This window comes from Bradyrhizobium semiaridum (assembly GCF_020329505.1).
In the GTDB taxonomy this organism is placed as follows: domain Bacteria; phylum Pseudomonadota; class Alphaproteobacteria; order Rhizobiales; family Xanthobacteraceae; genus Bradyrhizobium; species Bradyrhizobium semiaridum.
In genome coordinates, this window is record NZ_JAGKJJ010000021.1 from 53,470 (window position 1) to 77,103 (window position 23,634).

At 65.7% G+C, this 23,634-nt stretch carries 21 protein-coding genes; 11 read left to right on the forward strand and 10 right to left on the reverse strand.

All coding sequences use genetic code 11. The annotated features are described in order from the left end of the window. Positions 1 to 129: 129 nt before the first annotated feature. Complete coding sequence (locus tag J6500_RS22585; protein ID WP_225714897.1) at positions 130 to 930, forward strand: enoyl-CoA hydratase/isomerase family protein; 801 nt, start codon at positions 130 to 132, stop codon at positions 928 to 930. 152 nt (positions 931 to 1,082) lie between these two features. On the opposite strand, the gene J6500_RS22590 is transcribed toward J6500_RS22585, so the two are convergent. From J6500_RS22590 to J6500_RS22600, 3 genes are all read right to left on the reverse strand, one after another. Continuing rightward, positions 1,083 to 1,835 (reverse strand): VOC family protein, encoded by a 753-nt coding sequence (locus J6500_RS22590; RefSeq protein WP_225714898.1) that lies wholly within the window; start codon positions 1,833 to 1,835, stop codon positions 1,083 to 1,085. Between the two features lie 3 nt (positions 1,836 to 1,838). Continuing rightward, entirely contained in the window at positions 1,839 to 2,633 is a 795-nt protein-coding gene (locus J6500_RS22595; protein ID WP_225714899.1) for an enoyl-CoA hydratase, read from the reverse strand. Positions 2,634 to 2,769: 136 nt separating this feature from the next. Then, positions 2,770 to 3,975 (reverse strand): ABC transporter substrate-binding protein, encoded by a 1,206-nt coding sequence (locus J6500_RS22600; RefSeq protein WP_225714900.1) that lies wholly within the window; start codon positions 3,973 to 3,975, stop codon positions 2,770 to 2,772. A 156-nt stretch (positions 3,976 to 4,131) separates the two neighbouring features. On the opposite strand from J6500_RS22600, the gene J6500_RS22605 reads away from it, so the two are divergent. Then, positions 4,132 to 4,905 carry a thermonuclease family protein gene (locus tag J6500_RS22605; protein WP_225714901.1) on the forward strand — a complete coding sequence of 258 codons (774 nt, stop codon included), beginning with the start codon at positions 4,132 to 4,134 and terminating at the stop codon, positions 4,903 to 4,905. A 96-nt stretch (positions 4,906 to 5,001) separates the two neighbouring features. Beyond that, entirely contained in the window at positions 5,002 to 6,468 is a 1,467-nt protein-coding gene (locus J6500_RS22610) for a M48 family metalloprotease (protein WP_225714902.1), read from the forward strand. Positions 6,469 to 6,486: 18 nt separating this feature from the next. On the opposite strand, the gene J6500_RS22615 is transcribed toward J6500_RS22610, so the two are convergent. Next, positions 6,487 to 7,803 carry an MFS transporter gene (locus tag J6500_RS22615; protein ID WP_376707842.1) on the reverse strand — a complete coding sequence of 439 codons (1,317 nt, stop codon included), beginning with the start codon at positions 7,801 to 7,803 and terminating at the stop codon, positions 6,487 to 6,489. A gap of 174 nt (positions 7,804 to 7,977) precedes the next feature. Between J6500_RS22615 and cyoA the strand changes: the two genes are divergently transcribed. The 7 genes from cyoA to J6500_RS22650 all read left to right on the forward strand — a co-directional run bounded on the left by cyoA (position 7,978) and on the right by J6500_RS22650 (position 15,050). Then, positions 7,978 to 9,159: a ubiquinol oxidase subunit II gene (gene cyoA, locus J6500_RS22620; protein ID WP_225714904.1), complete on the forward strand. Its 1,182-nt coding sequence runs from the start codon at positions 7,978 to 7,980 to the stop codon at positions 9,157 to 9,159. Positions 9,160 to 9,168: 9 nt separating this feature from the next. Then, entirely contained in the window at positions 9,169 to 11,178 is a 2,010-nt protein-coding gene (gene cyoB, locus J6500_RS22625; RefSeq protein WP_225714905.1) for a cytochrome o ubiquinol oxidase subunit I, read from the forward strand. Beyond that, complete coding sequence (gene cyoC, locus J6500_RS22630; protein ID WP_225714906.1) at positions 11,175 to 11,804, forward strand: cytochrome o ubiquinol oxidase subunit III; 630 nt, start codon at positions 11,175 to 11,177, stop codon at positions 11,802 to 11,804. Before cyoB ends, cyoC begins: the two co-directional genes overlap by 4 nt. Then, the gene (gene cyoD, locus J6500_RS22635; RefSeq protein WP_225714907.1) at positions 11,801 to 12,184 is read left to right on the forward strand and encodes a cytochrome o ubiquinol oxidase subunit IV; all 384 of its coding nucleotides are present in this window, start codon (positions 11,801 to 11,803) and stop codon (positions 12,182 to 12,184) included. The genes cyoC and cyoD overlap by 4 nt, the downstream gene beginning before the upstream one ends. 212 nt (positions 12,185 to 12,396) lie before the next feature. Continuing rightward, complete coding sequence (locus J6500_RS22640; protein ID WP_225714908.1) at positions 12,397 to 13,173, forward strand: SURF1 family protein; 777 nt, start codon at positions 12,397 to 12,399, stop codon at positions 13,171 to 13,173. Next, complete coding sequence (locus J6500_RS22645; RefSeq protein ID WP_376707843.1) at positions 13,145 to 14,524, forward strand: ATP-binding protein; 1,380 nt, start codon at positions 13,145 to 13,147, stop codon at positions 14,522 to 14,524. The genes J6500_RS22640 and J6500_RS22645 overlap by 29 nt, the downstream gene beginning before the upstream one ends. Then, positions 14,514 to 15,050 carry a response regulator transcription factor gene (locus J6500_RS22650; protein ID WP_225714909.1) on the forward strand — a complete coding sequence of 179 codons (537 nt, stop codon included), beginning with the start codon at positions 14,514 to 14,516 and terminating at the stop codon, positions 15,048 to 15,050. Before J6500_RS22645 ends, J6500_RS22650 begins: the two co-directional genes overlap by 11 nt. 129 nt (positions 15,051 to 15,179) lie before the next feature. Here the strand turns inward: J6500_RS22650 and J6500_RS22655 are convergent, their stop codons facing one another. The 6 genes from J6500_RS22655 to J6500_RS22680 form a co-directional block, all read right to left on the reverse strand. Further along, positions 15,180 to 15,476, reverse strand: a complete 297-nt coding sequence (locus tag J6500_RS22655) for a hypothetical protein (protein ID WP_225714910.1) — start codon at positions 15,474 to 15,476, stop codon at positions 15,180 to 15,182. 214 nt (positions 15,477 to 15,690) lie between these two features. Then, a complete protein-coding gene (locus J6500_RS22660) occupies positions 15,691 to 16,494 on the reverse strand; it encodes a CarD family transcriptional regulator (RefSeq protein ID WP_376707844.1) in 804 nt (267 codons plus the stop codon). 409 nt (positions 16,495 to 16,903) lie between these two features. Beyond that, on the reverse strand, positions 16,904 to 17,242 hold the full coding sequence (gene fdxA, locus J6500_RS22665; RefSeq protein ID WP_225714911.1) for a ferredoxin FdxA: 339 nt from the start codon (positions 17,240 to 17,242) through the stop codon (positions 16,904 to 16,906). Positions 17,243 to 17,351: 109 nt separating this feature from the next. Continuing rightward, complete coding sequence (locus J6500_RS22670) at positions 17,352 to 17,621, reverse strand: RNA-binding S4 domain-containing protein (RefSeq protein WP_225714912.1); 270 nt, start codon at positions 17,619 to 17,621, stop codon at positions 17,352 to 17,354. Positions 17,622 to 17,631: 10 nt separating this feature from the next. Then, positions 17,632 to 21,159, reverse strand: a complete 3,528-nt coding sequence (locus J6500_RS22675; RefSeq protein WP_225714913.1) for a helicase-related protein — start codon at positions 21,157 to 21,159, stop codon at positions 17,632 to 17,634. Between the two features lie 921 nt (positions 21,160 to 22,080). Beyond that, the gene (locus tag J6500_RS22680; protein ID WP_376707845.1) at positions 22,081 to 22,911 is read right to left on the reverse strand and encodes a DUF3108 domain-containing protein; all 831 of its coding nucleotides are present in this window, start codon (positions 22,909 to 22,911) and stop codon (positions 22,081 to 22,083) included. Between the two features lie 402 nt (positions 22,912 to 23,313). Between J6500_RS22680 and rpmB the strand changes: the two genes are divergently transcribed. After that, positions 23,314 to 23,622: a 50S ribosomal protein L28 gene (rpmB, locus tag J6500_RS22685; protein WP_225714914.1), complete on the forward strand. Its 309-nt coding sequence runs from the start codon at positions 23,314 to 23,316 to the stop codon at positions 23,620 to 23,622. Positions 23,623 to 23,634: the final 12 nt, after the last annotated feature.

The window sequence follows — 23,634 nt, forward strand, 5'->3', positions numbered from 1 at the left end:
CGGGTGAGGGATTACGGTCCCACGAGAGAGCACAACCCCTCACCCGATTTGCTGGCGCAAATCGACCTCTCCCCTTGGGAGAGGTGAAGAGTCCCGCGCCAAACCAATGAAGCCTTACGGAGACAATAAATGACCAAATACACGGATATCGGCGTCGAGACCCACGGCCATGTCGGCCTGATCGAGATCCGCAAGCCGCCGCTGAACTTCTTCGACGTGGCGCTGATCAACCAGATCGCCGACGCGCTGGAGGAGTTCGACAACAATATCGAGATCCGCGCCTCGGTGCTGGCAGCGCAAGGCAAGGCGTTCTGCGCCGGCGCCAATTTCGGCGATCCGGCCCGCCAGGAGCAAGAGGAGCGCGCCAAGACCGATCCGGCCTCCAACCTGCCGATCAACCATCTCTATGTCCAGGCGGTGCGCATCTTCCGCAACAAGAAGCCGATCGTCGCGGCGATCCATGGCGCCGCGATCGGCGGCGGCCTCGGCCTTGCCGTGTCGGCCGACTTCCGCGTCGCCTGCCCCGAGGCGCGCTTCTCGGCCAACTTCACCAAGCTCGGCTTCCATCCGGGCTTCGGCCTCACCGCGACGCTGCCGGAGTTGATCGGCAAGAACAATGCCGAGCTGATGTTCTACACCAGCCGCCGCGTCACCGGCGAAGAAGCCTATCGCTGGGGCCTCGCCAACGTGCTGGTGCCGCAGGACCAGGTGCGCGCAGAGGCGATGAAGCTCGCGCAGGAGATCGCCGAATGCTCGCCGCTCGGTCTGGTCTCGACTCGCGCCACCATGCGCGCCGGCCTCGCCGACCGCGTCCTCGCCGCCACCAACCATGAGCTGGCCGAGCAGACCAAGCTGCGCGCGACCGAGGATTTCAAGGAAGGCGTCAAGGCCACCGCCGAGCGCCGCGTCGCGAATTTCAAGGGGCGGTAAGGCCCGCAACCGCGCAGGGTGGGCAAAGCGCAAGTGTGCCCACCTTCGCGAGCAGCGATGCGTAGCCGGATGCAGCGCAGCGCAATCGGGGGCCACATTCTCCGCGGACGGTGGCCCCGGATTTCGCTTCGCTGCATCCGGGCTACTGTCGTTTACGTCAGGCGGAACGTCACGCCGCAGAGGAAAAATCCATCGCCTGACACGGCGCAGCCCCTCGCTTTCGCCGCGTCGAGCACCTTCGTCTTGTCGGCGACCGTAAACGTCAGGCCGCTCATGATCTCGGCATCACCCTGCACGAAGCGGAAGGTGGCGTTCGGCAGCTTCACGGTGGTGCCGTCGGCGGAAATGCCGACGATCCTGCCCCAATGCTCCGCCAGCGCTTGCGGCTCGGGGCTCTGCATCTCGACCTCGGTCAGCGCCAGCGTCGTGTCCTTGCGGATCGACTTTTGCCAGTTCGGGCCTGCCGGCGGATACGGCCCCAGAATGTCGTCGCTGCCGTCGGTGTGGTTGAACTCGATGAAGGCCGCGCGGCAATCGCGCGGGTGCAGCTGCACGCCGCGATACGGCGCGTGCGTGATCACGTTGGCGGTGCGCACGCCCATCGCATTGGCTTTCGCGCCGCGCGCGTTGGGATCTTCGCAAGCGAAGATCGCCATGTAACCGCCGCGGCCGCCGGTCTTCTCGATGAAGCGGCCGGCCGCGGTTGCGGGCCCTGGCTCGAACGGCGCGACGACTTCGAGCAGGATGGTGTCGACCGGCATCAGCGCGTTCTCGAGGCCGTATTTGGCGACGTTGCCGTCGCGGTAGCAGACGTCGAGTCCCATGATCGCGGAGATATCCGCGATCACCGGCGCGAGCTGCGGCGCCACCAGGCAAATCTGCCGCAGCCGGATATATTCGGTCATGGCCTACTGCCCCTGGAAGGTCGGCTTGCGCTTCTCGACGAAGGCCTTGGCCGCTTCCTTGTGGTCGGCGGTGTCGCCGGCACGGGTGTGATGGATCGCCTCGCCGTCGAAGCAGGCTTCCAGCGTCATGGTCTCGGCATTGTTGATGTTGCGCTTGATGTAGCCGAGCGCGACCGACGGCCCCTGCGCCAATGAGCGCGCGAGCTCCAGCGCCTCGGCCTCGATATCGGCATCGGGCACCACCTTGGAGACCATGCCGAGATTGTAGGCTTCCTGTGCCGACAGCACGGGGGACATCATGTAGAGCTCACGCGCCTTGGCGCTGCCGAGCATCTTAGTCAGGAAATAGGTGCCGCCGTAATCGCCGGAGAAGCCGACCTTGGCGAAGGCGGTGGTGATCTTGCAGGAGGCGCTGGCAACGCGCAGGTCGCAGGACAGCGCGATCGAAAGCCCGGCGCCGGCGGCCGCGCCATCGAGCTGCGCCACCACCGGCTTGGGCATCTGGTGCAGGATGCGCGAAACTTCCATGCCGCGGCGCAGGTTTGCCATCTTGGCCTCGAACGGCAGCGGCGCGCGGCCGGCCGCCATCGACTTGACGTCGCCGCCGACGCAGAAGGTGCCGCCGGCGCCCCGGATCAGCACCGCGCGCACCTCGGGATCGCCTTCGGCGCGCCGCGCCGCCTCGACGAGGCCCTGCGTCATGTCGGGGTTGAGCGCGTTGCGCCGCTCTGGGCGGTTCATCGTGATGGTGAGCAGGCCCTGCTCGAGGGATTGGAGAACCATCTGACTGTCGCTCATGGCGTTTTGCCTTTCGTGTTGTTGATTTGCGCGACCTTTGTCCGCACCTCATTGCGAGGAGCGAAACGACGAAGCAATCGATTCTTCATGCTGCGCGAGATGGATTGCTTCGCTCGTTCGCAATGACGGCCGTCCGTCATTTCTTCACCAGCGGGCAGCGCGAGGCTTCCAGCGGCTGGAACGCCTGGTCGCCCGGCACCGTCGCGAGCAGCTTGTAGTCGTCCCAGCGGCCCTTCGACTCCGACGGCTTCTTGACCTCGAACAGATACATGTCGTGGATCATGCGGCCGTCCTCGCGGATCTTGCCGTTCTTGGCGAACATGTCGTTGATCGGGGTCTCCTTCATCACCTTGATGACCGCGGCGGAATCGGTGGTGCCGGCGGCCTTCACCGCTTTCAGGTAATGCGTGACGGAAGAATAGACTCCGGCCTGGGCCGAGGTCGGCACCCGCTTGACGCGCTCCATGAAGCGTTTCGAGAACGCGCGGGTGTCGTCGTTGAGATCCCAGTAGAAGGCTTCTGCCAGCAGCAGGCCCTGCGCGGTCTCGAGCCCGACGCTGTCGATGTCGGTGACGAAGGCGAGCAGCGGCGACAGCTTCTGGCCGCTCTTGGTGAGACCGAATTCGGCAGCCTGCTTGATCGCGTTGATGGTGTCGCCGCCGGCATTGGCAAGGCCGATCACCTTGGCCTTCGACGCCTGCGCCTGCAGCAGGAACGACGAGAAGTCCGAGGTGTTGATCGGATGCCGGACGTTGCCGAGCACCTTGCCGCCCGACTTGACCACCACATTGCTGGTGTCCTTCTCCAGGTCCTGTCCGAACGCATAGTCCGCGGTGAGGAAGAACCAGGTGTCGAGGCCGGACTTCACTGCGGCAAGGCCGGTGACGTTGGCCTGCGCGAACGTGTCGAACACATAGTGCACGGTGAAGGGGCCGCAGGCCTCGTTGGTGAGGCGGATCGAGCCCGGACCGTTGAACATGATGATCTTGCCGCGAGCCTTGGCGATCTCGCCGGCGGCGAGCGCGGTCGCTGAGGCCGCGACGTCGAAGATCATCTCGACGCCCTGGTTGTCGAGCATGTCGCGGGCGATGTTGGCGGCGAGATCGGCCTTGTTGAGGTGGTCGCCGACCACGACCTCGATCTTGCGTCCGAGCACCTCGCCGCCGAAATCCTCCACCGCCATCTTGGCAGCGGTCTCGCTGCCCGAACCGGTGATGTCGGCATAGAGGCTCGACATATCGAGGATGCCGCCGAGCTTCAGCGGGGGTTTGTCCTGCGCCAGCGACACATTCGCCGAGATCGCAAACACGCAGGCCAGTGCACCGGCCAAAACTCGTCTCATCCACAGCCTCCCATCAAGCACGGACCTCATTCCAGGCGGTCCGCTTCGCGGGCGGATCATGCCGCATGGCCACCAGCGCAGCAAGCAGCGGCGTTGCAATGTTGGCGCACGCTTTTTCCATTCAACGGAATGGTCGAAATGTGCGAGCATGGCTTAATGCGAATCCAACGCGCCATAATTTGCTGTCCCCTGCTTGCATCGGCGATCGTCGCGTTCGCTATCTGCCGGGCCGAGGCGGCCGCATGCCATTTCGAGAGCCAGGACGACGGGCGCGTCGCCGCCATTGTCGACGCGCGCAGCTTTCGCCTCGACGACGGCCGCGAGGTCAAGCTGGCCGGCATCGAGGTGGCGGACAGAGTGAAAGCCGCGGCAGTGCTGTCGGCACTGCTGGTCGGCCGCGAGGTCGGCCTGCGCGGCGGCGACGACGCGCCGGACCGCTACGGCCGCCAGCCGGCCTACGTCTTTCTTGCCGGCAGCGAAACTACCGTGCAAAGCGAGCTGCTGCGACAGGGACTCGCTCTGGTGTCATCCGAGATCGCCGACAAGGACTGCGCCACGGCGCTGATGGCAGCGGAGGCCGAGGCGCGGCAGGCCCGATCGGGAACCTGGAGCGGGTCAGCTGTCATAAAAAACGCCGAAAGTCCGGGCGATATTTTGGCCGGGATCGGGCGCTTTATGGTGGTCGAGGGCAGGGTTTTGTCGGTGCGTCAGGCTGGGTCAGTGACCTACCTGAATTTCGGCCGAAACTGGACACGGGACTTTGCGGCGACTATTTCAGGGCGCATAGTCCCTGCGTTCGAGGCGGCCGGGCTTGCACCCAAGTCCCTCGAAAATCGAAGGATTCGTGTCCGAGGCTGGGTGGAAGCGCGACGTGGGCCGCGAATCGAATTGCTCCGGGTGGGGCAACTGGAATTGCTCGGCGGGAACTAGGGGACGTGGGACTCACAGCATCGGCCATGCCCCGGTCAATTCGCTCGAAAATTGTGAGTTTGAGACGTGATTGAGCGCGCAGGACGGCGTGGGGAAGTGACGGGCCGCTGCCTCGTGGCTGCGCCGGCGCTGATCTGCGCCGCGCTGACGCTCTCGGCCTGCGGCAATGTCGGCCGCTTCGAGCAGCCCGGGCCGACCGCCGCGGTCGCCGCGCCGGCGAAGCCGAACCGGGTGGTGCAGCAGACCCCCGCGACCGAGCGCGAGCATGAGCGCATCCTCTCCACCTATGGCGGCGCCTATGACGACCCGAAGCTCGAGGCCCTGATCAGCAAGACCGTCGAGCGGCTGGTCGCGGCCTCCGACCGGCCCGATCAGGCCTACAAAGTCACCATCCTCAATTCCGGCGCGGTCAACGCCTTCGCGCTGCCGACCGGCCAGCTCTACGTCACGCGCGGCCTGATCGCGCTCGCCAGCGACACCTCCGAACTGTCCTCGGTGCTGAGCCACGAGATGGCGCATGTGCTGGCCAAGCACGCCGCGATGCGCGAGGATCAGGCGCGGCAGGCTGCGGTGGTGACGCGCGTCGTCACCGACATGAGCACCGATCCCGATCTCACTGCGCTGGCGCTGGCGAAAACCAAGCTGACGATGGCGAGCTTCTCGCGGCAGCAGGAGTTCGAGGCCGACGGCATCGGAGTCGGCATCGCCGCCCGCGCGCATTTCGATCCCTACGGCGCGGCGCGCTTCCTGACCGCGATGGAGCGCAATGCGGCGCTCAAGGTCGGTCGCACCGCGCTCGATCCGCGCGCGCAGGATTTCACCTCGTCGCATCCGGCAACGCCCGAGCGTATCGCCAATGCGCAGACCACCGCGCGGCAGTACACCGCGCCCGACAACAGCGAGCGCGACCGCGAGACCTATCTCGCCGCGATCGACAACATCGTCTATGGCGAGGACCCCAGCGAAGGTTTCGTCCGCGGGCGCCGCTTCCTGCATCCCAAGCTCGGCTTCACCTTTACCGCGCCGGAGAATTTCACGCTCGACAACACCGCGCAGGCGGTGATCGGCGTGCGCGAGGGCGGCAGCCAGGCGATGCGTTTCGACGTGGTGCGGGTGCCGGCCGAGCAGTCGCTCGGCGACTATCTCAATTCCGGCTGGATGGAAGGCGTCGAGAAGTCCTCGACCGAAGACATCAACATCAACGGCTTCCCGGCAGCCTCGGCCACCGCGCATGGCGACACCTGGCAGTTCAAGGTCTACGCGCTGCGCTTCGGCAGCGACGTCTACCGCTTCATCTTCGCCGCCAAGCAGAAGACCACCGAGAGCGAGCGCAATGCCCGCGAGACCGTCGGCTCGTTCCGCCGCCTGACGCTCGAGGAGATCCAGGCCGCCCGCCCGCTGCGCATCAAGGTGATCAACGTGCAGCCCGGCGACACCGTGGAATCGCTGTCGCACCGCATGGCCGGCGTCGATCACCCCATCGAGCGCTTCCGCGTCCTCAACGGCCTCGACGCCCACGCCCAGGTCAAGCCGCGCGACCGCGTCAAGATCGTGGTGGATTGAGTCCGTAGGCCCTCGGCTTCAGCCCTCGGCTTCGCGCAGGCCGCTCAGCCACAGCGCCAGCAGCGTCCACACCGCGCCGGACAACAGATACGCGCCGGCCGAGATCAGGCCGAAATGGGTTGCCAGCAGGAGCGCGGCGAGCGGCGCGAAGCCGGCGCCGAACAGCCAGGCGAAATCCGAGGTCAGCGCCGACGCCGTATAGCGGTAGGTCGGCGCGAAGCTGGAGGCGATCGCGCCCGACGACTGACCAAAGGAGAGACCGAGCAGCACGAAGCCCGCCACCATGTACACGGTCTCGCCGAACGGGCCGGCATCGAGCAGTTGCGGGGCGAAGCCGCTATAGACCGCAATCGCCACCGCCGATCCGAGCAACAGCGGCTTGCGGCCGACGCGGTCGGCGATCATGCCCGAGGCGACGATCGCGGCGACGCCGACCATCGCGCCGATCATCTCGATGATCAGAAAGCGCACCGGGCTTTCCTTGGTGAACAGGAACACCCAGGACAGCGGAAACACCGTGACCATGTGGAACAGCGCAAAGCTCGCCAGCGGCGCGAAGGCGCCGAGCAGGATGTAGCGGCCTTCCTCCTTGACCGTCTCGCCGACCCGCGAGGGCTGCAGGTCGCGGCTCTCGAACAGCTCGGAATATTCATTGGTCGCCACCATGCGCAGCCGCGCGAACAGCGCCACCACGTTGATGGCGAAGGCGACGAAGAACGGATAGCGCCAGCCCCAGTCGAAGAAATCGTCGGCCGAGAGGTTGCCGGCGAAGAAGGCGAACAGCGCGCTGGCCACGATCAGCCCGAGCGGTGCGCCGAGTTGCGGCACCATCGCGTACCAGCCGCGGTGATGCGACGGCGCGTTCATTGCCAGCAGCGAGGCGAGGCCGTCCCATGCGCCGCCCCAGGCGACGCCCTGCAGCACGCGCGCGGCGGCCAGCAGCCAGATCGCCGCGGCGCCGATCGTGTCGTAGCCGGGCAGGAACGCGATCGCGACCGTCGAGGTGCCGAGCAGGAACAGCGCGATGACCAGCTTGGCGCCCTTGCCGTGGCGGCGGTCGACCGCCATGAAGATCACGGTGCCGAGCGGCCGCGCGGCGAACGCCAGCGCGAAAATAACGAACGAATAAAGCGTGCCGGTCAGTTCGTTGACGAACGGAAACACCAGCTTCGGAAACACGATCACCGAGGCGATCGCGTAGACGAAGAAGTCGAAGAACTCCGAGGTGCGCCCGATGATGACGCCGATGGCGATCTCGCCCGGCTTCGCCTGCCCGTGATCGCGGCGGGCTTCCGGGGGACCGAGAGTGGTTGCAGGGGCCTGTGCCATCGCCATTCGCGCCGTGAATCTCGTTGAACATGAGGGCCGCGGACGGAGTTCGCCAGCCGGTCCAGTGGATTGTCTGCGCCTTCATCCCGCACTGCAACATTGGACAAATTGTCCAATGTCCCGTTTGCTGCATCGCAGCTACCCCTTGGCGGAACTCATAAAATTCCAATGGGGTGAGCCGTGCGCGCCTTGAAATTATTGGCCTTATTGCCGTTTGCGGCCCTGCTCGGCGGGTGCGATTTCGTCGTCCTCGCGCCCGCCGGCGACATCGCCGCCCAGCAGCGGGACCTCGTCGTCATCTCCACCGTGCTGATGCTGATCATCGTGCTGCCGGTAATGGCGCTGACCGTGCTGTTCGCCTGGCGCTACCGCCAATCCAACACCGAGGCGGCCTACGAGCCGGAGTGGGATCATTCCACCCAGCTCGAGCTGGTGATCTGGTCGGCCCCGCTCCTGATCATCATCTGCCTCGGCGCGCTGACCTGGATGGGCACGCATCTGCTCGATCCCTACCGCTCGCTCGGCCGCATCGCCGCCGACAAGCCGATCGAGCGCAAGGACAGCGCGCTCGACGTCCAGGTGATCGCGCTCGACTGGAAGTGGCTGTTCATCTATCCGCAATACGGCGTCGCCGCCGTCAACGAGCTTGCCGCGCCGATCGACCGCCCGATCCGCTTCCGCATCACGGCCTCCTCCGTGATGAACTCGTTCTACATCCCGGCGCTGGCCGGCCAGATCTACGCCATGCCCGGCATGGAGACCAAGCTGCACGCGGTCTCCAACAAGGAAGGTACCTTCCGCGGCTTCTCCGCCAATTACAGCGGCGCCGGCTTCTCCGGCATGCATTTCGACTTCAAGAGCCTGTCGGCATCCGAGTTCGACAAATGGGTGGCCGCCGCCAAGGCGAGCAAGGACATGCTCGGCCGCAGCGACTATCTGCAGCTCGAGCGTCCGAGCGAGAACGTGCCGGTGCGGCTCTACGGCACGGTCGACCGCGATCTCTACAAGGCGATCCTCAACATGTGCGTCGAGCCGGGCAAGATGTGCATGAGCGAGATGATGGCGATCGACGCCAAGGGTGGCCTCGGCCGCGAGGGCGTCAACAACACGCTGCCACTAACTTACGACAAATACGCCCGCCGCGGCGCGCCGCTCGGCAGCGAGCCGACTTTCGTCGCCGGCATCTGCTCGATCGACGAGCTGAAGGATACGCCGCTGCGCGAGGTCACCGCGCCGCTCGACCTGACGCCGCTGCGCGGCGTCGGTCTGAGGCGCCCGCCGTTCTCTCCCGCTTTCTCCCCTGCTCATCCATCGTCGACGTCGCTGCTGCTGTCAGGCCAGCGTTCGAAATCAGAGTCCTGAGAGGGCCGCATGTTCGACAATCCTGAACTCCTCAAGCTGATCTTCGGCCGCCTCACCCTGGACGCGCTGCCGATCCACGAGCCGATCCTGGTCGGCACCTTCGCCGTGGTCGCGACCGGCGGCCTCGCGCTGCTCGCCATCATCACCTATTTCCGCCTCTGGGGCTATCTGTGGCGCGAGTGGTTCACCACCGTCGACCACAAGCGCATCGGCATCATGTACATGATCCTCGGCATCGTGATGCTGCTGCGCGGCTTCGCCGACGCCATCATGATGCGCCTGCAGCAGGCGATTGCCTTCGGCGGCTCCGACGGCTACCTCCCGGCCCATCACTACGACCAGGTCTTCACCGCCCACGGCGTGATCATGATCTTCTTCGTGGCGATGCCGCTGGTCACCGGCCTGATGAACTACGTGATGCCGCTGCAGATCGGCGCCCGCGACGTCTCGTTCCCGTTCCTCAACAATTTCAGCTTCTGGATGACGGTCGGCGGTGCGGTGCTGGTGATGATGTCGCTGTTCGTCGGCGAATTCGCCCGCACCGGCTGGCTCGCCTACCCGCCACTATCCAATATCGGCTACAGTCCCGATGTCGGCGTCGACTATTACATATGGGGCTTGCAGGTCGCCGGCGTCGGCACGACGCTATCGGGCATCAATTTGATCTGCACCATCGTCAAGCTGCGCGCGCCTGGCATGACGATGATGAAGATGCCGGTGTTCACCTGGACCTCGCTCTGCACCAACGTGCTGATCGTCGCCTCCTTTCCGGTGCTGACGGCCGTGCTGGCGCTGCTCTCGCTCGACCGCTACATCGGCACCAACTTCTTCACGAACGACTTCGGCGGCAACCCGATGATGTACGTGAACCTGATCTGGATCTGGGGCCACCCCGAGGTCTACATCCTGGTGCTGCCGGCATTCGGCATCTTCTCCGAGGTGACCGCGACCTTCTCCGGCAAGCGGCTGTTCGGCTACACCTCGATGGTCTACGCCACGGTCGTCATCACCATCCTGTCTTATCTGGTCTGGCTGCATCACTTCTTCACAATGGGCTCCGGCGCCAGCGTGAACTCGTTCTTCGGCATCACCACGATGATCATCTCGATCCCGACCGGCGCGAAGATGTTCAACTGGCTGTTCACTATGTATCGCGGCCGCATCCGCTTCGAGCTGCCGATGATGTGGACGGTGACCTTCATGCTGACCTTCGTGATCGGCGGCATGACCGGTGTGCTGCTCGCCGTGCCGCCGGCCGACTTCGTGCTGCATAACAGCCTGTTCCTGGTCGCGCATTTCCATAACGTGATCATCGGCGGCGTGCTGTTCGGCCTGTTCGCCGGCATCAACTACTGGTTCCCGAAGGCGTTCGGCTTCAGGCTCGATCCGTTCTGGGGCAAGCTGTCGTTCTGGTTCTGGGTATCCGGCTTCTACTTCGCCTTCATGCCGCTCTACGTGCTCGGCCTGATGGGCGTCACCCGCCGGCTGCGCGTGTTCGACGATCCATCCTTGCAGATCTGGTTCGTGATCGCGGCGTTCGGCGCCTTCCTGATCTTCCTCGGCATCATCGCGATGCTGGTGCAGTTCGCGGTCAGCATCCTCAGACGCGAGCAGTTGAAGGACGTCACCGGCGATCCCTGGAACGCGCGGACGCTGGAATGGGCGACCTCCTCGCCGCCGCCGGACTACAACTTCGCCTTCACGCCGGTGGTCTATGACAACGATGCCTGGTGGGACATGAAGCGCCGCGGCTACACGCGTCCGCTGACCGGCTTCAAGCCGATCCACATGCCCTCCAACACCGCGACCGGCATCATCCTAGCGGGGCTGGCGACCGCGATGGGGTTCGGCCTGATCTGGTACATCTGGTGGCTCGCCGCGGTCTGCTTCATCGCGCTGCTCGCGGTCGCGATCGGCCACACCTTCAACTATCACCGCGACTACGACATTCCGGCTGACCAGATCGGCAAGGTCGAAGACGCCAGGACGCGCGTTCTCGCCGCGGGAGCCCAGTCATGAGCATCGCAACCGTCTCCACACAGAGCTCCGAGCCGGTCTTCCACGTCATCGACGAGCATCCGCATCCGGAAGGCGCCAGCACCATGCTGGGCTTCTGGATCTACCTGATGAGCGACTGCCTCATCTTCGCGATGCTGTTCGCGACGTACGGCGTGCTCGGCGGCAACTATGCCGCCGGCCCGGCGCCGAAGGACCTGTTCGACCTCAAGCTGGTCGCGCTCAACACCACCATGCTGCTGCTTTCCTCGATCACCTATGGCTTTGCCATGCTGACGATGGAGAAGTCGAAGCTCGGCGCGACCCAGTTCTGGCTCGCGATCACCGGCCTGTTCGGTCTCGCCTTCCTCGGCATCGAGCTCACCGAATTCCACCACATGATCCATGAGGGCGCGACGCCGCAGCGCAGCGCCTTCCTGTCGTCGTTCTTCACGCTGGTCGGCACCCACGGCCTGCACGTCACCTTCGGCCTGGTCTGGCTGGTGACGCTGATGATGCAGTCCGCGCGCTACGGCCTGACCGTGGCCAACCGGCGCCGCCTGATGTGCCTGTCGATGTTCTGGCACTTCCTCGACGTGGTCTGGATCGGCGTCTTCACCTTCGTCTATCTCCTGGGAGTGCTGCGATGACCTCTGACTCTCACGCCGTGCACGGCGATCACGGCCACCACGACCATGGCGGCGCGGCGCACGGCTCGCTGAAGAGCTATCTGATCGGCTTCGGCCTCTCGGTGATCCTCACCGCGGTGCCGTTCTGGCTGGTGATGACCGGCGCGATCGCCGACAAGGCGATCACGGCGCTGATCGTGCTGGTGCTCGCCGCGGTCCAGATCGTGGTGCACATGGTGTACTTCCTGCACATGAACACGCGGTCCGAGAACGGCTGGACCATGATGGCGATGATCTTCACCGTGGTGATGGTGGTGATCGCGCTGACCGGCTCGCTGTGGGTCATGCATCATCTCAACGTCAACATGATGCCGGTCCACGACATGAGCCAGATGCCGTGACGAACGATCGTCGCGACGAGCTCCCTTCACCTCTCCCGCTTGCGGGGGAGGTCGGATCGCATCGGAGATGCGATCCGGGTGGGGGCTCTTGCCGCGATGCGATTCGTGGAGAGAGCCCCCACCCCGACCCTCCCCCGCAAGCGGGAGAGGGGGCGCAGCGCCCGCGCGGCCGCAATCCTGCGCTTCGTCGCTGCACACTGCTCTCGCTCGGCATGCTCGGCGTCGTGTTGCTGACCGCGCTCGGCGTCTGGCAGATCGAACGCAGGACCTGGAAGCTGGCGCTGATCGAGCGGGTCGAGCAACGCATGCACGCCGCGGCGGTCGCGCCGCCCGCGCCGTCAGCATGGCCAACGATCACGGCCGCCAGCGACGAGTATCGCCGCGTCACCGTGAGCGGCACGTTCCTCAATAACGACGAGACGCTGGTGCAGGCGGTGACCGCGGAAGGCCCCGGCTTCTGGGTACTGACCCCGCTGCGGATGGCCGATGGAACCACGGTGCTGGTCAACCGCGGCTTTGTCCCGCCGGATCGGCGCGATCCGGCGACGCGGCGCGAGGGCGAACCACAAGGCCTGGTCAGCGTCACCGGTCTGTTGCGGATCTCGGAACCGAAGGGCGCCTTCCTGCGCAACAACGACCCGGTGGCCGGCCGCTGGTACTCACGCGACGTTGCCGCGATCGCGGCCACGCACGGATTGCCGCAGGCGGCTCCCTTCTTCATCGACGCCGATGCCGTGCCGAATGCCGGCGGCTATCCGGTCGGCGGGCTCACGGTCGTGCGCTTTCCAAACAACCACCTGATTTACGCGCTGACATGGTTCACGCTGGCCATTATGCTGGCAGCCGCGCTCCTGCGCACGGCACGCGGCAGGAGCCGCGCCGGCGCCTCCACGTCACGACGCGCCGCCGTGCGCCGGCTGATCGGCGCAGCACGCAAGCTGTCTCGCAACCCAGGCCCAGATGCTCGAGCGCACGTCGGATCTGCATGAGGAGAGATCGGCCGCAGGCAAGGCGGTGATGCCGGCCGGCGTGGCCGGTGCCCTGCCGTTCGACCTCGCCGCACCGACCGACGTCGCCACCAACCGCAAGAACATGGCCCTGCTGGTCCAGCTGCGCTGGACCGCCGTGATCGGACAGATCGTCACTATCGCCTTCGTGCAGTTCTGGATGGGCATCGAGCTGCCGCTGCTGCCGATGGCGGTCGTGATCTGCGCCCTGATCGGCCTCAACCTGGTCAGCCATGCCTGGGTGCGCTACCGCGCCGACGTCAACAACCGCGAGCTGCTGATCGCACTGACGCTCGACGTCGCCGCGCTGACGGCGCAGCTCTATCTCAGCGGCGGCGCCACCAATCCGTTCACCTCGCTCTATCTGCTGCAGGTGACGCTCGGCGCCGTGCTGCTCGACGCGCCCTCGACCTGGTCGCTGGTCGGGCTGGTCTGCATCAGCTTCGCCTGGCTGACCGGCGATTACCGGCCGCTGGCACTGCCGCAGCACGGCTTCGCCGATGCCTTCCAATTGTACATTGCAGGCACCTTCATCGGCGTCGTGCTCGACGCCGTGCTGCTCGTGGTGTTCGTGACCCGCATCAACCGCAATCTGCGCGACCGCGACGCGCGCCTCGCCGCGCTGCGCCAGGACGCCGCCGAGCAGGACCACATCGTCAGGATGGGCCTGCTCGCCTCCGGCGCCGCGCACGAGCTCGGCACGCCGCTGGCCTCGCTCTCTGTCATCCTCGGCGATTGGCGGCGGATGCCGGCGCTCGCTTCCGATCCCGAAGTGTCGGCCGACCTGTCCGAGATGGAGACCTCGCTGCAGCGCTGCAAGACGATCGTGACCGGCATCCTGCTCTCGGCCGGCGAGGCGCGCGGCGAAGGCTCGGCGCCGACCACGGTCGCGGCGTTTCTCACAGCGCTGGTAGAGGAATGGCGGACCACGCGGCCCTCGGCGACGCTATACTTCCGCAATGCGTTCGGTGCCGATCTGCCGATCGTCTCCGACATCGCGCTGAAACAGGCGATCTTCAACGTGCTCGACAATGCCGCCGAGGTCTCGCGCGACTGGATCGAGCTGACGGCGGAGCGCAACGGCGACACGCTGGTGCTGCTGGTGACAGATCGCGGTCCGGGCTTCGCGCGCGAGATGCTGCCGCATGTCGGCAAGCCCTATCAATCGACCAAGGGCCGGCCCGGCGGCGGTCTCGGCCTGTTCCTGGTGGTCAACGTCGTCCGCAAGCTCGGCGGCGTCGTGACAGCGCACAACCGGGCCAATATCGGCGCGGCGGTGAAGCTCGAGCTGCCGCTGTCGACGCTCGCGATCGGAGACCATCTTGACGGATGAACGCCAGCTCCTGATCGTCGAGGACGATGCCGGCTTTGCCCGCACGCTGAAGCGCTCGTTCGAGCGCCGCGGCTACAGTGTTGCGGTGGCGACCTCGCTCGACGAGGTCCGCCCGCTGCTCGAGCAGCAATCGCCCGGCTACGCCGTGGTCGACCTCAAGCTCGCCGGCGGCGCCTCCGGCCTTGCCTGCGTCGAGGCGCTGCACGCGCATGATCCCGATATGCTGATCGTCGTGCTGACGGGTTTTGCGAGCATCGCGACCGCGGTCGAGGCGATCAAGCTCGGCGCCTGCCACTATCTGGCAAAACCCTCCAACACCGACGACATCGAGGCCGCCTTCCAGAAGGCGGCCGGCAATGCGGATATCGAGCTCGGCGCGCGCCCGACCTCGATCAAGACGCTGGAATGGGAACGCATCCACCAGACCCTGATCGAGACCGACTTCAACATCTCCGAAGCCGCCCGCCGCCTCGGCATGCATCGCAGGACGCTGGCAAGGAAGCTGGAGAAGCAACGGGTGAAGTAGCTGGGGCCCGGTTGCGTGCGAGAAGTTGTAGCCGGATGAGTGAGTGATCGGGCAAGTCCGCTCATTCCGGCGGGTGCTCTTTCTCCGGTTCCTGCCTGTTCCGCCGGAACCAGGTTCGAGGCTTGCGCGTCATGAAAGCCGATCGGCTATCACGGCAAGGAACCGAAGCTCATGCGGAACCCACTTCGCCTCGCCCAAAATTCTTATGGTGCGGATCGCGCTGATCGCTCTGCCGCGCCATCCAACCATCTGACGTCGGTCGCTGAAGACGAAGCCGAGTTGCGCGAACTCGGAGAACGGCAGGATCGTATCGGCCGCCCCCTGACCGCGCAGCAACGCTCCAGCGGCCGCCAGTTGCAGGACATCATGTCCGACATGGAAGCGGAGCTGAAGGAGCAGGTCGATAGACTGATCGCGGAGCGCCATTAGTGCTGCGGCCCGGACGAAGAGGCCAAGACGGGTCGCGTGAAATCGCGCCAACGACCCGTAGCCTGGATGGAGCGCAGCGCAATCCGGGAGGGATCATCCGCAGTGACTTGCCCTGGATTTCGCTTCGCTGCATCCGGGCTACGCAAACACATCACCAAACAAAAAGCCCGGTCGTGCGACCGGGCTTTCATCAAAGCTCTGTCCGTGCTGCTTACGCAGCCTCGTCCTCGACGGTCGCGTCGTCGCCGTCGGAATCGAGATCCTCACCGTCGGCATCGCCCTCGGCGTCACCTTCAGCGGTCTCGGTCTTGGCGCCGCGGCGCGGGCTCTTGGCGAGCTGGCTCTCGATTTCCTTGACCGCTTCGGTCTCCGTCGAGTGCTGCACGACGGCGATCTCGCGCGACAGGCGGTCGAGCGCCGCTTCATAGAGCTGGCGTTCAGAGTAGGACTGCTCGGGCTGCGATTCCGAGCGGTAGAGGTCGCGGACCACCTCGGCGATCGCGACGATGTCGCCCGAGTTGATCTTCGCTTCGTATTCCTGGGCGCGGCGCGACCACATGGTGCGCTTGACGCGGGCACGGCCCTTCAGCGTCTCCAGCGCCTTCTTGACCAGCGCCGGGTCGGACAGCTTGCGCATGCCGACATTGGCGACCTTGGCCGTCGGGACGCGCAGGGTCATCTTGTCCTTCATGAAGCTGATCACGAACAGCTCGAGCTTGGCGCCCGCGATCTCCTGCTCCTCGATCGCCAGGATCTGGCCGACGCCGTGTGCCGGATAGACCACGAATTCATTGGCCTTGAAGCCCTGGCGCTGGGTCACGACCTTCTTCTCTTCCGGGCGCGGCGCGGCGGTCTTTGCAGCGGCGGGAGCGGCAGCCTTCGGAGCAGCCGGCTTCGGCGCTGCGGCAGGCTTGCTGACCGGAGCCTTGGCAACCGCAGCCTTGGGAGCGGCCTTGGCGGCAGGGGTCTTCGCAGCTGCCGCTTTCGCGGCAGTCTTGGCAGTCTTTTCTGGCATCAGGCTTCTTTTGTTCTTTGAGGACTTTGCGGCCGAAGCCTTCCGGGCAACCTTCACAGGCGCCTTGGCACGGCCCTTGGATGCGCTGCGAGCAACTACAGCGGCTTTCTTCGCGGTCTTTGAAGCACTCTTTTTACGCGTTTTCTGTGACACAGCCTGCGCGTGGAAACTGCCACGCCCCTGTTCGATGTTTGCGGGAACCTCGAGGCCACAAGATACGCATGGCAGGGTTCTTGGCTTGTAATGTGTCCCATATAACACATTTTCCGCAAAAATCAATGATTTACGCCCGATTCCGGACATAAGCGGCCCCGCCGGGGTCATATGTCCGTCATTAGGGTTAAATCGGCAGGGCCCAATCAGGCCGGAAACGACCGGAGCGCTTTACCTCCGGCTAGGGACCCGCAAATCAATCGCCGGTGCCCGGGTTCGGAGAAAAATATTTCTCGAACTTGCCTTCCTTGCCTTCCCACTCCTTGGCGTCCTCGGGCGAGTCCTTCTTCTGGGTGATGTTCGGCCAGTTCTTGGCGTAGTCGCGGTTGACCTCGAGCCACTTCTCCAGGCCCGGCTCGGTGTCGGGCTTGATGGCATCCGCCGGACATTCCGGCTCGCACACGCCGCAGTCGATGCATTCGTCGGGATGGATGACCAGCATGTTCTCGCCCTCGTAGAAGCAATCGACGGGGCAGACCTCGACGCAGTCGGTATATTTGCACTTGATGCAGGCTTCAGTGACGACGTAGGTCATCCAAAACTCCGAAACGATCCAGTTTTTCTGGGGTTGCCTAGCGCAGGAATACCGCAGCCGCAAGGGAAGCGGGGCTCCAAAAAGGCAAGGAATTGCCGACCCTAGATAGCTATTCCCTGCCGCCTTGCAAATCATCATAGAGAACGCGTGCCGAGGCGGCATCGCCGCGCCGCTCGGCAAAGCCGGTCACCTTCAACACACGCACGCCGTGGTCGAGCGCGACGGTGACGACGTCGCCGAGCTTGATCGCATGTCCCGGCGATTTCTCGCGCGTGCCGTTGATGCGAACGTGCCCGGACTCGACCAGCGCGGCCGCGCTGGTGCGGGCCTTCACCACCCGCGCGTGCCACAGCCATTTGTCGAGGCGCTGCCTGTCCAACTTGGTCTGATCAGTCCTTCCGGCCGGAGAGCTGCTCTTTCAGCGCGGCGAGTTTTGCGAAGGGCGAATTCGGATCGATCGGCCGGTCGCGCTCGCGCGGTGCGCTCGAGGCGTAGGGGCGATGCGACGGCCCGCTCTCGCGCTTGTCGCGGCCGCCCTTGTCACGGCCGAAATCGCGGCCACTACGGTCACGATCGCCGCGTTCGCCCTTGCGCTCGCCGCCGCCGAACTTGTTGTCGCGACGCCGCTCGTTGTTGTCGCGATCGCGGCCTTTCCCTTCGAAGCGCTCGCGGCGGTCGCCGCGCTGCTCGCGATTGTCGCGGGGAGCCTGCTGAGCGCCGTCGGCAGGCGCGGCCGCAGCCTCGGCCGGCGCGCCCTCGCGCGGCTTGTGACGGAAATCCTGGTGACGGCGCGGCCGGCGATGCTGCTCGCGCTTCGTGCCTTCAGCCGCTTCAGCCGCCTTCTCGCCGCCCTCGGCCTGCTGGCCCTGATGACGGCCGCGGTTGCGGTCGTGACCGCGATGATGCGGACGGCGTTCGTCGGGGCGGCCGCCGGGACGCCAGACCTCGACCAATTGCGGCTCGGCCGGTGCTTCCGGGGCAGCGGCAACTGCCTCTGCCGGCGCAGCCTCGGCGCTTGCGCTCTCCGCAGGTGCCTCGGCCGCAGCCTCCGCCGGCGTCTCGGCGGTGGCGGCCCCCGTGGATGCGGGCTCGGAAGCAGCCTCAGCCGGGGGCGCTTCGGCGGCCGGCTCGGGCGTGGCTTCAATCGCCGGCTCGGGCTGTGCCTCGAGCACGACGGGCGTCGCCTCGCTGGGCGCGACGGTGGCGAAGCCGACATCGGGCAGCAGCGCGGCTGACGGCGCGGGATCGCCGGAGACCGGCTGGTCCACGGCAGCCTCGGCCTCGGGCGCAGCAGCGGTCTCGACGGCAGCGGTCTCGGCAGCAGTCGCGACGGCTACGTCGGCATCGACCGGAGCGTCGGCGGCGGCCTGCGTCGTGCCCTCGGCCGGCGGCGTTTCGGCAGCAACCGTTTCGGTGATCTCGACCGGCGCCGGTTCGGCTGCCGGCTTCGGCGGCAGCGGCGGACGGCGGTCCATGCGGTAGCCGAGAGCGCGCAGGATCGAGGCGAAGTCTTCACCGGCCGATCCCGTCAGCGAGGTCATCGCTTGGGTGACGACGAAGCCGCGGCCGTCGAACGCGCCGGCGGGCTTCTCGCCCGGCGAGGTCTCGCGCCAGGCCAGCGCCGGGCGGATCAGGTCGGCGAGCCGCTCCAGGATGTCGACGCGCACCGCGCGCTCGCCGCACTGCCGATAGCCGAGCACGCGGTAGGCATCGCGCGGCAGCGCCTTGTCGACCGGAAACGAGGTGCGACCGCTCGAGGCGAGATGCTGCACATTCGACATCGCAGCCATGTCGACATTGCTCTGCTTCTCGGCCCACAGCAGCGATGCCAGCGAACGCGCCGCGGGCTTCAGCAGTTGCGGGAAATAGATGTGGTAAGCACCGAACCGCACGCCGTATTTGCGCAGCGTCGCGCGCGACGGCTGGTCGAGGTCCTTCATCTCGGCAGAGATCTTCGAACGCTCCAGCACGCCGAGCGCTTCGACGAGCTGGAAGGCGATGCCGCGCGCGATGCCCTGCAAATCCTCGGCCTTGGAGAGCTCGAACAGCGGCCCGAGCAGCTTCTCGATATGCGTCTTGAGCCAGAGATCGAGCCTGGTCTGCACGGCCTCGCGCGAGGCGCCGGTCAGCCGCTCGTCGGAGATGATGCGCAGCCGCGGATGCAGCGCGTCGTCGGCCGCGACCAGTTTTGCCACCGCATCGCCGGTCCAGCGGATGGTGCCGTCGGAGGTCAGCACGAACTGCTCGTCGGGCGCGGCGCCCAGTTTCTCGGCCCGCGTATCGATCTCGCGCGCCAGCACCTGCTGCGCGGCCGCCTGCAGCGCCTTGGCGTCGCTGCCGGCCTCCGCCGCATCGGGCGCGAAGGTGAAACCATCGAGCCGGCCGATCACGTGACCTTCCACGATCACTTCGCCGGTCTTGCCAATTTCCGTATTCAAAACTGAGTTCTCCCGCAGGCGGCGCATCAATACACTGGTCCGCCTGTCAACGAAACGCTCCGTGAGCCGTTCGTGCAGCGCATCGGATAATTTATTTTCCAGCTCGCGCGTGATCCCCTGCCAGTGGTCGGGGTCATACAGCCAGTCCGGCCGGTTGGCCACGAAGGTCCAGGTCCGGATTTGCGCGATCCGGCCCGACAGGGTGTCGATATCGCCGTCGATGCGGTCGGCCTGGTTCACTTGCGCGGCGAACCATGCGTCAGGGATACGGCCCCTTTGCATCAGGAAGCCGTACAGGGTGGTCACGAGTTCGGCATGGGCCGCCGGCGAGAGCTTGCGGTAGTCGGGAACCTGGCAGGCCTCCCAGAGCCGCTCCACCGCCGCGCCGCCATGCGCCATGTCGCGCACCTCGGCATCGCGCGCGACATGCTCGAGCACGCGCATGTCCTCGGTGACCGGCGCCCGCGTCAGCGCCTCATGGCCGGGCGAGACCGCCAGCGACACCTGCAGCGCGCCGAGCGAGGCGAAATCGAGCTTTGCATTGCGCCATTGCAGCACCTTGACGGTATCGAACGTGTGGTTCTGCAGCGCATTGATCAGCTCAGGCTCGAACGGCGCGCAGCGGCCCGTGGTGCCGAAGGTGCCGTTGCGCGTCGCGCGCCCGGCTCTGCCTGCGATCTGCGCGAATTCGGCCGGCGTCAGGCGGCGGAACTGGTAGCCGTCGTATTTGCGGTCGGAGGCGAAGGCGACGTGGTCGACGTCGAGATTGAGGCCCATGCCGACGGCGTCGGTGGCGACGAGATAATCGACGTCGCCGTTCTGGAACATCGCGACCTGCGCATTTCTTGTGCGCGGCGAGAGCGAGCCGAGCACCACCGCGGCGCCACCGTGCTGTCGGCGGATCAATTCGGCGATCGCATAGACCTCGTCCGCCGAGAACGCGACGATGGCGGTGCGGCGCGGCTGCCGCGTGATCTTGCGGTCGCCGGCGAATTCGAGCTGCGACAGCCGCGGCCGCGTCACCATCGAGGCGCCCGGCAGCAGCCGCTCGATGATCGGCCGCATCGTCGCCGCCCCGAGCAGCAGCGTCTCGTCGCGGCCTCTGCGGTTGAGGATGCGGTCGGTGAAGACATGGCCGCGCTCCAGATCGGCCGCGATCTGGATCTCGTCGACGGCGAGGAAGGAGACGTCGAGATCGCGCGGCATCGCCTCCACGGTCGACACCCAGAAGCGCGGCGCCTTCGGCTTGATCTTCTCCTCGCCGGTGATCAGCGCGACGCTCTCCTCGCCGGCGCGCGCCGCGATCTTGTTGTAGACCTCGCGCGCCAGCAGCCGCAGCGGCAGCCCGATCAGGCCGGACGAATGCGCCAGCATCCGCTCGATCGCGAGATGCGTCTTGCCGGTGTTGGTCGGCCCGAGCACGGCAGTGACGCCGGCGCCGGGCGCGCGGTCAGTTCCGAACGAAGATGAGAAGGCCATATTTTGCAGGTGTTTCTTGTTGCCGCGTGTCGCGCGGATGCGCGCCTAGAAAATCACCTCGCCCTGCCCTTGTCCGCCGAAGCCTTGGCGAAGGCGGATGAAGGGAAGGGTCGCCGCGCTTGTGCGGCGGGCGAGGGGGAATCTCCACGCGCTGCGCCCGTGATGAGAGCCCCTCACCCCAACCCTCTCCCCGCAAGCGCGGGGCGAGGGAGAACATACAGCGCGTTCTTTCAATGTCGTCACTCCACCGCAGTCCGACAACACGTCGGACTCGCGCAATATCTGTCTCACAATGCGACGCTTTCCGCTGTCCGCTTAAGCTTCGGAACGAGTCTAGAACGAATCGCGGCCGAATCGCTGACTCCATTCCAGGCCTGAAACGTTCACCGCAACATCTCGGGTGCTGCCCAGGCGCCGGCACTAGATCAAGTTTGAACGGGCTCCACAAGCACAGGATATGCGGACTGAATTCCTTAAGTTCCAGAGGTGCACGAGTCGAATCAGAAGCGGGCCGGAGTCAACTGGATTCCGATGACGTTTGTTGACGGCCTGGGCCCGTGGCCCGCATGAGCGAAGCGATATGCGGGATCACGCCATCCGCGGACGGGCCGCCCCCGGATATCGCTTCGCTCATCCGGGCTACGAACGCGCAGCGCCTCGAGAGCACCCTCTCCCCTTGTGGGAGAGGGTGGACATAGGCGGCCTTTGGCCGCCGTCCTCTTAAGAACGCCGATGCCTCGCATCGGCTATGGCGGCAGCATCGAAGCCGGGTGAGGGGTATCTCTCCGCCGATGCCAACCCCTCATCCGGCGCGGACTTCGTCATGCCCGGGCTTGACCCGGGCATCCATCAACAAAAAACCTTCTCGAAACGAATGGATTGCCGGGTCAAGCCCGGCAATGACGAAACGTCCTGTCCGAGCTACTGCGTTTTCGCGACGCGCGGCGGCGCGGCTGTGGTCACGAACGAGGTCGCCTCCAGCATGGCCTGGCCGAGCGGGGTCGGGATCGTCATGCGGAACGGCACCATGAGGCGCGTGCCGGCGATCGGCGCGAAGGCGATCTCGATGTTGCGCTGGGCGGCGAGATATTTGATCACGGGGCGATCCGGGATGTAGCCCGCGATCGGCACGAAATAGACTGCGCAGACCAGCACCGGGCCGTGATAGCCGCGCTCGGCCTTCACCATCTCCACCCGCTTGAAATCGAGCTTGAGATCGTAGCGCATGCGGCCGTCGAACACGCCGGCGGAGGTGCGGCAGACATCCGGGCTCATCAACTCGGCATTGCCGGGCACGCGGAGCAGCGAGCCGGTCATCGGATCGAACACGCCCTTCTTCTGCGCCTCGGTGACCGGGATGCGGTCGGCATCGACCGGCGGCTCCGGGTCGATCGTGGATTCCTTGATGGTGCCGCTGGCCAGCACCATGCGGATGGTCTCGGACTTCTTCGCGGTGGTGGTGGTCGCGGTATAGGAGGTGGCGACCGGCACGCCGCCGACGACGCGGCCCTGCGAGGCGCCGCTGCCGGTGCCGCCGGAAAATGCTTTCAGGAGCCCAGCGGTGCCGCCTTGGGCCGAGGCCGAGAACGTCTCCTCGCCGATCTCGACGGTCCAGGTGCCCTTGCCGACCGGGATACCGGCGAGCGTCGCTTCATACTGGGCATCGAGCCGGCCCTGCGCTTGCGACGTCTCGGGGGCGAACAGCAGAATCGCGCCGGCCAGAAGGCCGACGAGCCACCCAGACGGGGGCAAAATGGCAATCGGGGTGGTCACTTACCTGACGGTCCTGCTATCGGCGCGGCGTTCTGTCATTTAGGCCGTAAATCCGGCTCGACAACGCGTATTCCGCAAAAGTGGATACCGGTTTTGCGAACGGAGCACGCGTCACCAAAATCCCGCGTCCTTATGGAACTGAGAATTGCAGCCGAATGCGCCCTTTATATGGTTGCCATATCGGCCGTTAAGTGGCTGGAACAGCTTATGAACCGGGAATCTGCGGCGCGCCATTGGCAGTTTAGAACCTTGACGCTTTGGCATTCTGCCCCTATACACCCGCGGTTCCTGGAAAATGGACGCGAATTCAAAACCCCTGCACGGGCCGCGTGACTGCACGCTCCGCCCGCAAGAGGCGGGGATGGAAAAGGATTTTGTGACATGTCGCGGCGCTGCGAACTGACGGCCAAGGGCCCCCAGACGGGCCACAAGGTGAGCCACTCGAACATCAAGACCAAGCGGCGCTTCCTGCCGAACCTGGCCAACATCACCTTCATCTCCGAAGCGCTCGGCCGCAACGTGCGCCTGCGCGTCTCGACCAATGCGCTCAAGAGCGTCGACCACAATGGCGGCCTCGATGCCTATCTGCTCAAGGCCAAGCCCGACGTGCTCTCGCCCCGCGCCCTCGAACTGAAGCGCGCGATCGAGAAGAAAGTCGGCAAGCCGGCGCCGGTGAAACAGGCGAGTTGAGCGAGAAGCGGA

What these genes read in the sequence shown, in the direction of transcription:
- J6500_RS22585 (WP_225714897.1), top strand. Translation starts at nt 130, where the DNA reads ATGACCAAATACACGGATATCGGCGTCGAGACCCACGGCCATGTCGGC.
- J6500_RS22590 (WP_225714898.1), bottom strand. Translation starts at nt 1,835, where the DNA reads ATGACCGAATATATCCGGCTGCGGCAGATTTGCCTGGTGGCGCCGCAG.
- J6500_RS22595 (WP_225714899.1), bottom strand. Translation starts at nt 2,633, where the DNA reads ATGAGCGACAGTCAGATGGTTCTCCAATCCCTCGAGCAGGGCCTGCTC.
- J6500_RS22600 (WP_225714900.1), bottom strand. Translation starts at nt 3,975, where the DNA reads ATGAGACGAGTTTTGGCCGGTGCACTGGCCTGCGTGTTTGCGATCTCG.
- J6500_RS22605 (WP_225714901.1), top strand. Translation starts at nt 4,132, where the DNA reads ATGCGAATCCAACGCGCCATAATTTGCTGTCCCCTGCTTGCATCGGCG.
- J6500_RS22615 (WP_376707842.1), bottom strand. Translation starts at nt 7,803, where the DNA reads ATGGCGATGGCACAGGCCCCTGCAACCACTCTCGGTCCCCCGGAAGCC.
- cyoB (WP_225714905.1), top strand. Translation starts at nt 9,169, where the DNA reads ATGTTCGACAATCCTGAACTCCTCAAGCTGATCTTCGGCCGCCTCACC.
- cyoC (WP_225714906.1), top strand. Translation starts at nt 11,175, where the DNA reads ATGAGCATCGCAACCGTCTCCACACAGAGCTCCGAGCCGGTCTTCCAC.
- cyoD (WP_225714907.1), top strand. Translation starts at nt 11,801, where the DNA reads ATGACCTCTGACTCTCACGCCGTGCACGGCGATCACGGCCACCACGAC.
- J6500_RS22640 (WP_225714908.1), top strand. Translation starts at nt 12,397, where the DNA reads ATGCTCGGCGTCGTGTTGCTGACCGCGCTCGGCGTCTGGCAGATCGAA.
- J6500_RS22645 (WP_376707843.1), top strand. Translation starts at nt 13,145, where the DNA reads ATGCTCGAGCGCACGTCGGATCTGCATGAGGAGAGATCGGCCGCAGGC.
- J6500_RS22655 (WP_225714910.1), bottom strand. Translation starts at nt 15,476, where the DNA reads ATGGCGCTCCGCGATCAGTCTATCGACCTGCTCCTTCAGCTCCGCTTC.
- J6500_RS22660 (WP_376707844.1), bottom strand. Translation starts at nt 16,494, where the DNA reads ATGCCAGAAAAGACTGCCAAGACTGCCGCGAAAGCGGCAGCTGCGAAG.
- fdxA (WP_225714911.1), bottom strand. Translation starts at nt 17,242, where the DNA reads ATGACCTACGTCGTCACTGAAGCCTGCATCAAGTGCAAATATACCGAC.
- J6500_RS22675 (WP_225714913.1), bottom strand. Translation starts at nt 21,159, where the DNA reads ATGGCCTTCTCATCTTCGTTCGGAACTGACCGCGCGCCCGGCGCCGGC.
- rpmB (WP_225714914.1), top strand. Translation starts at nt 23,314, where the DNA reads ATGTCGCGGCGCTGCGAACTGACGGCCAAGGGCCCCCAGACGGGCCAC.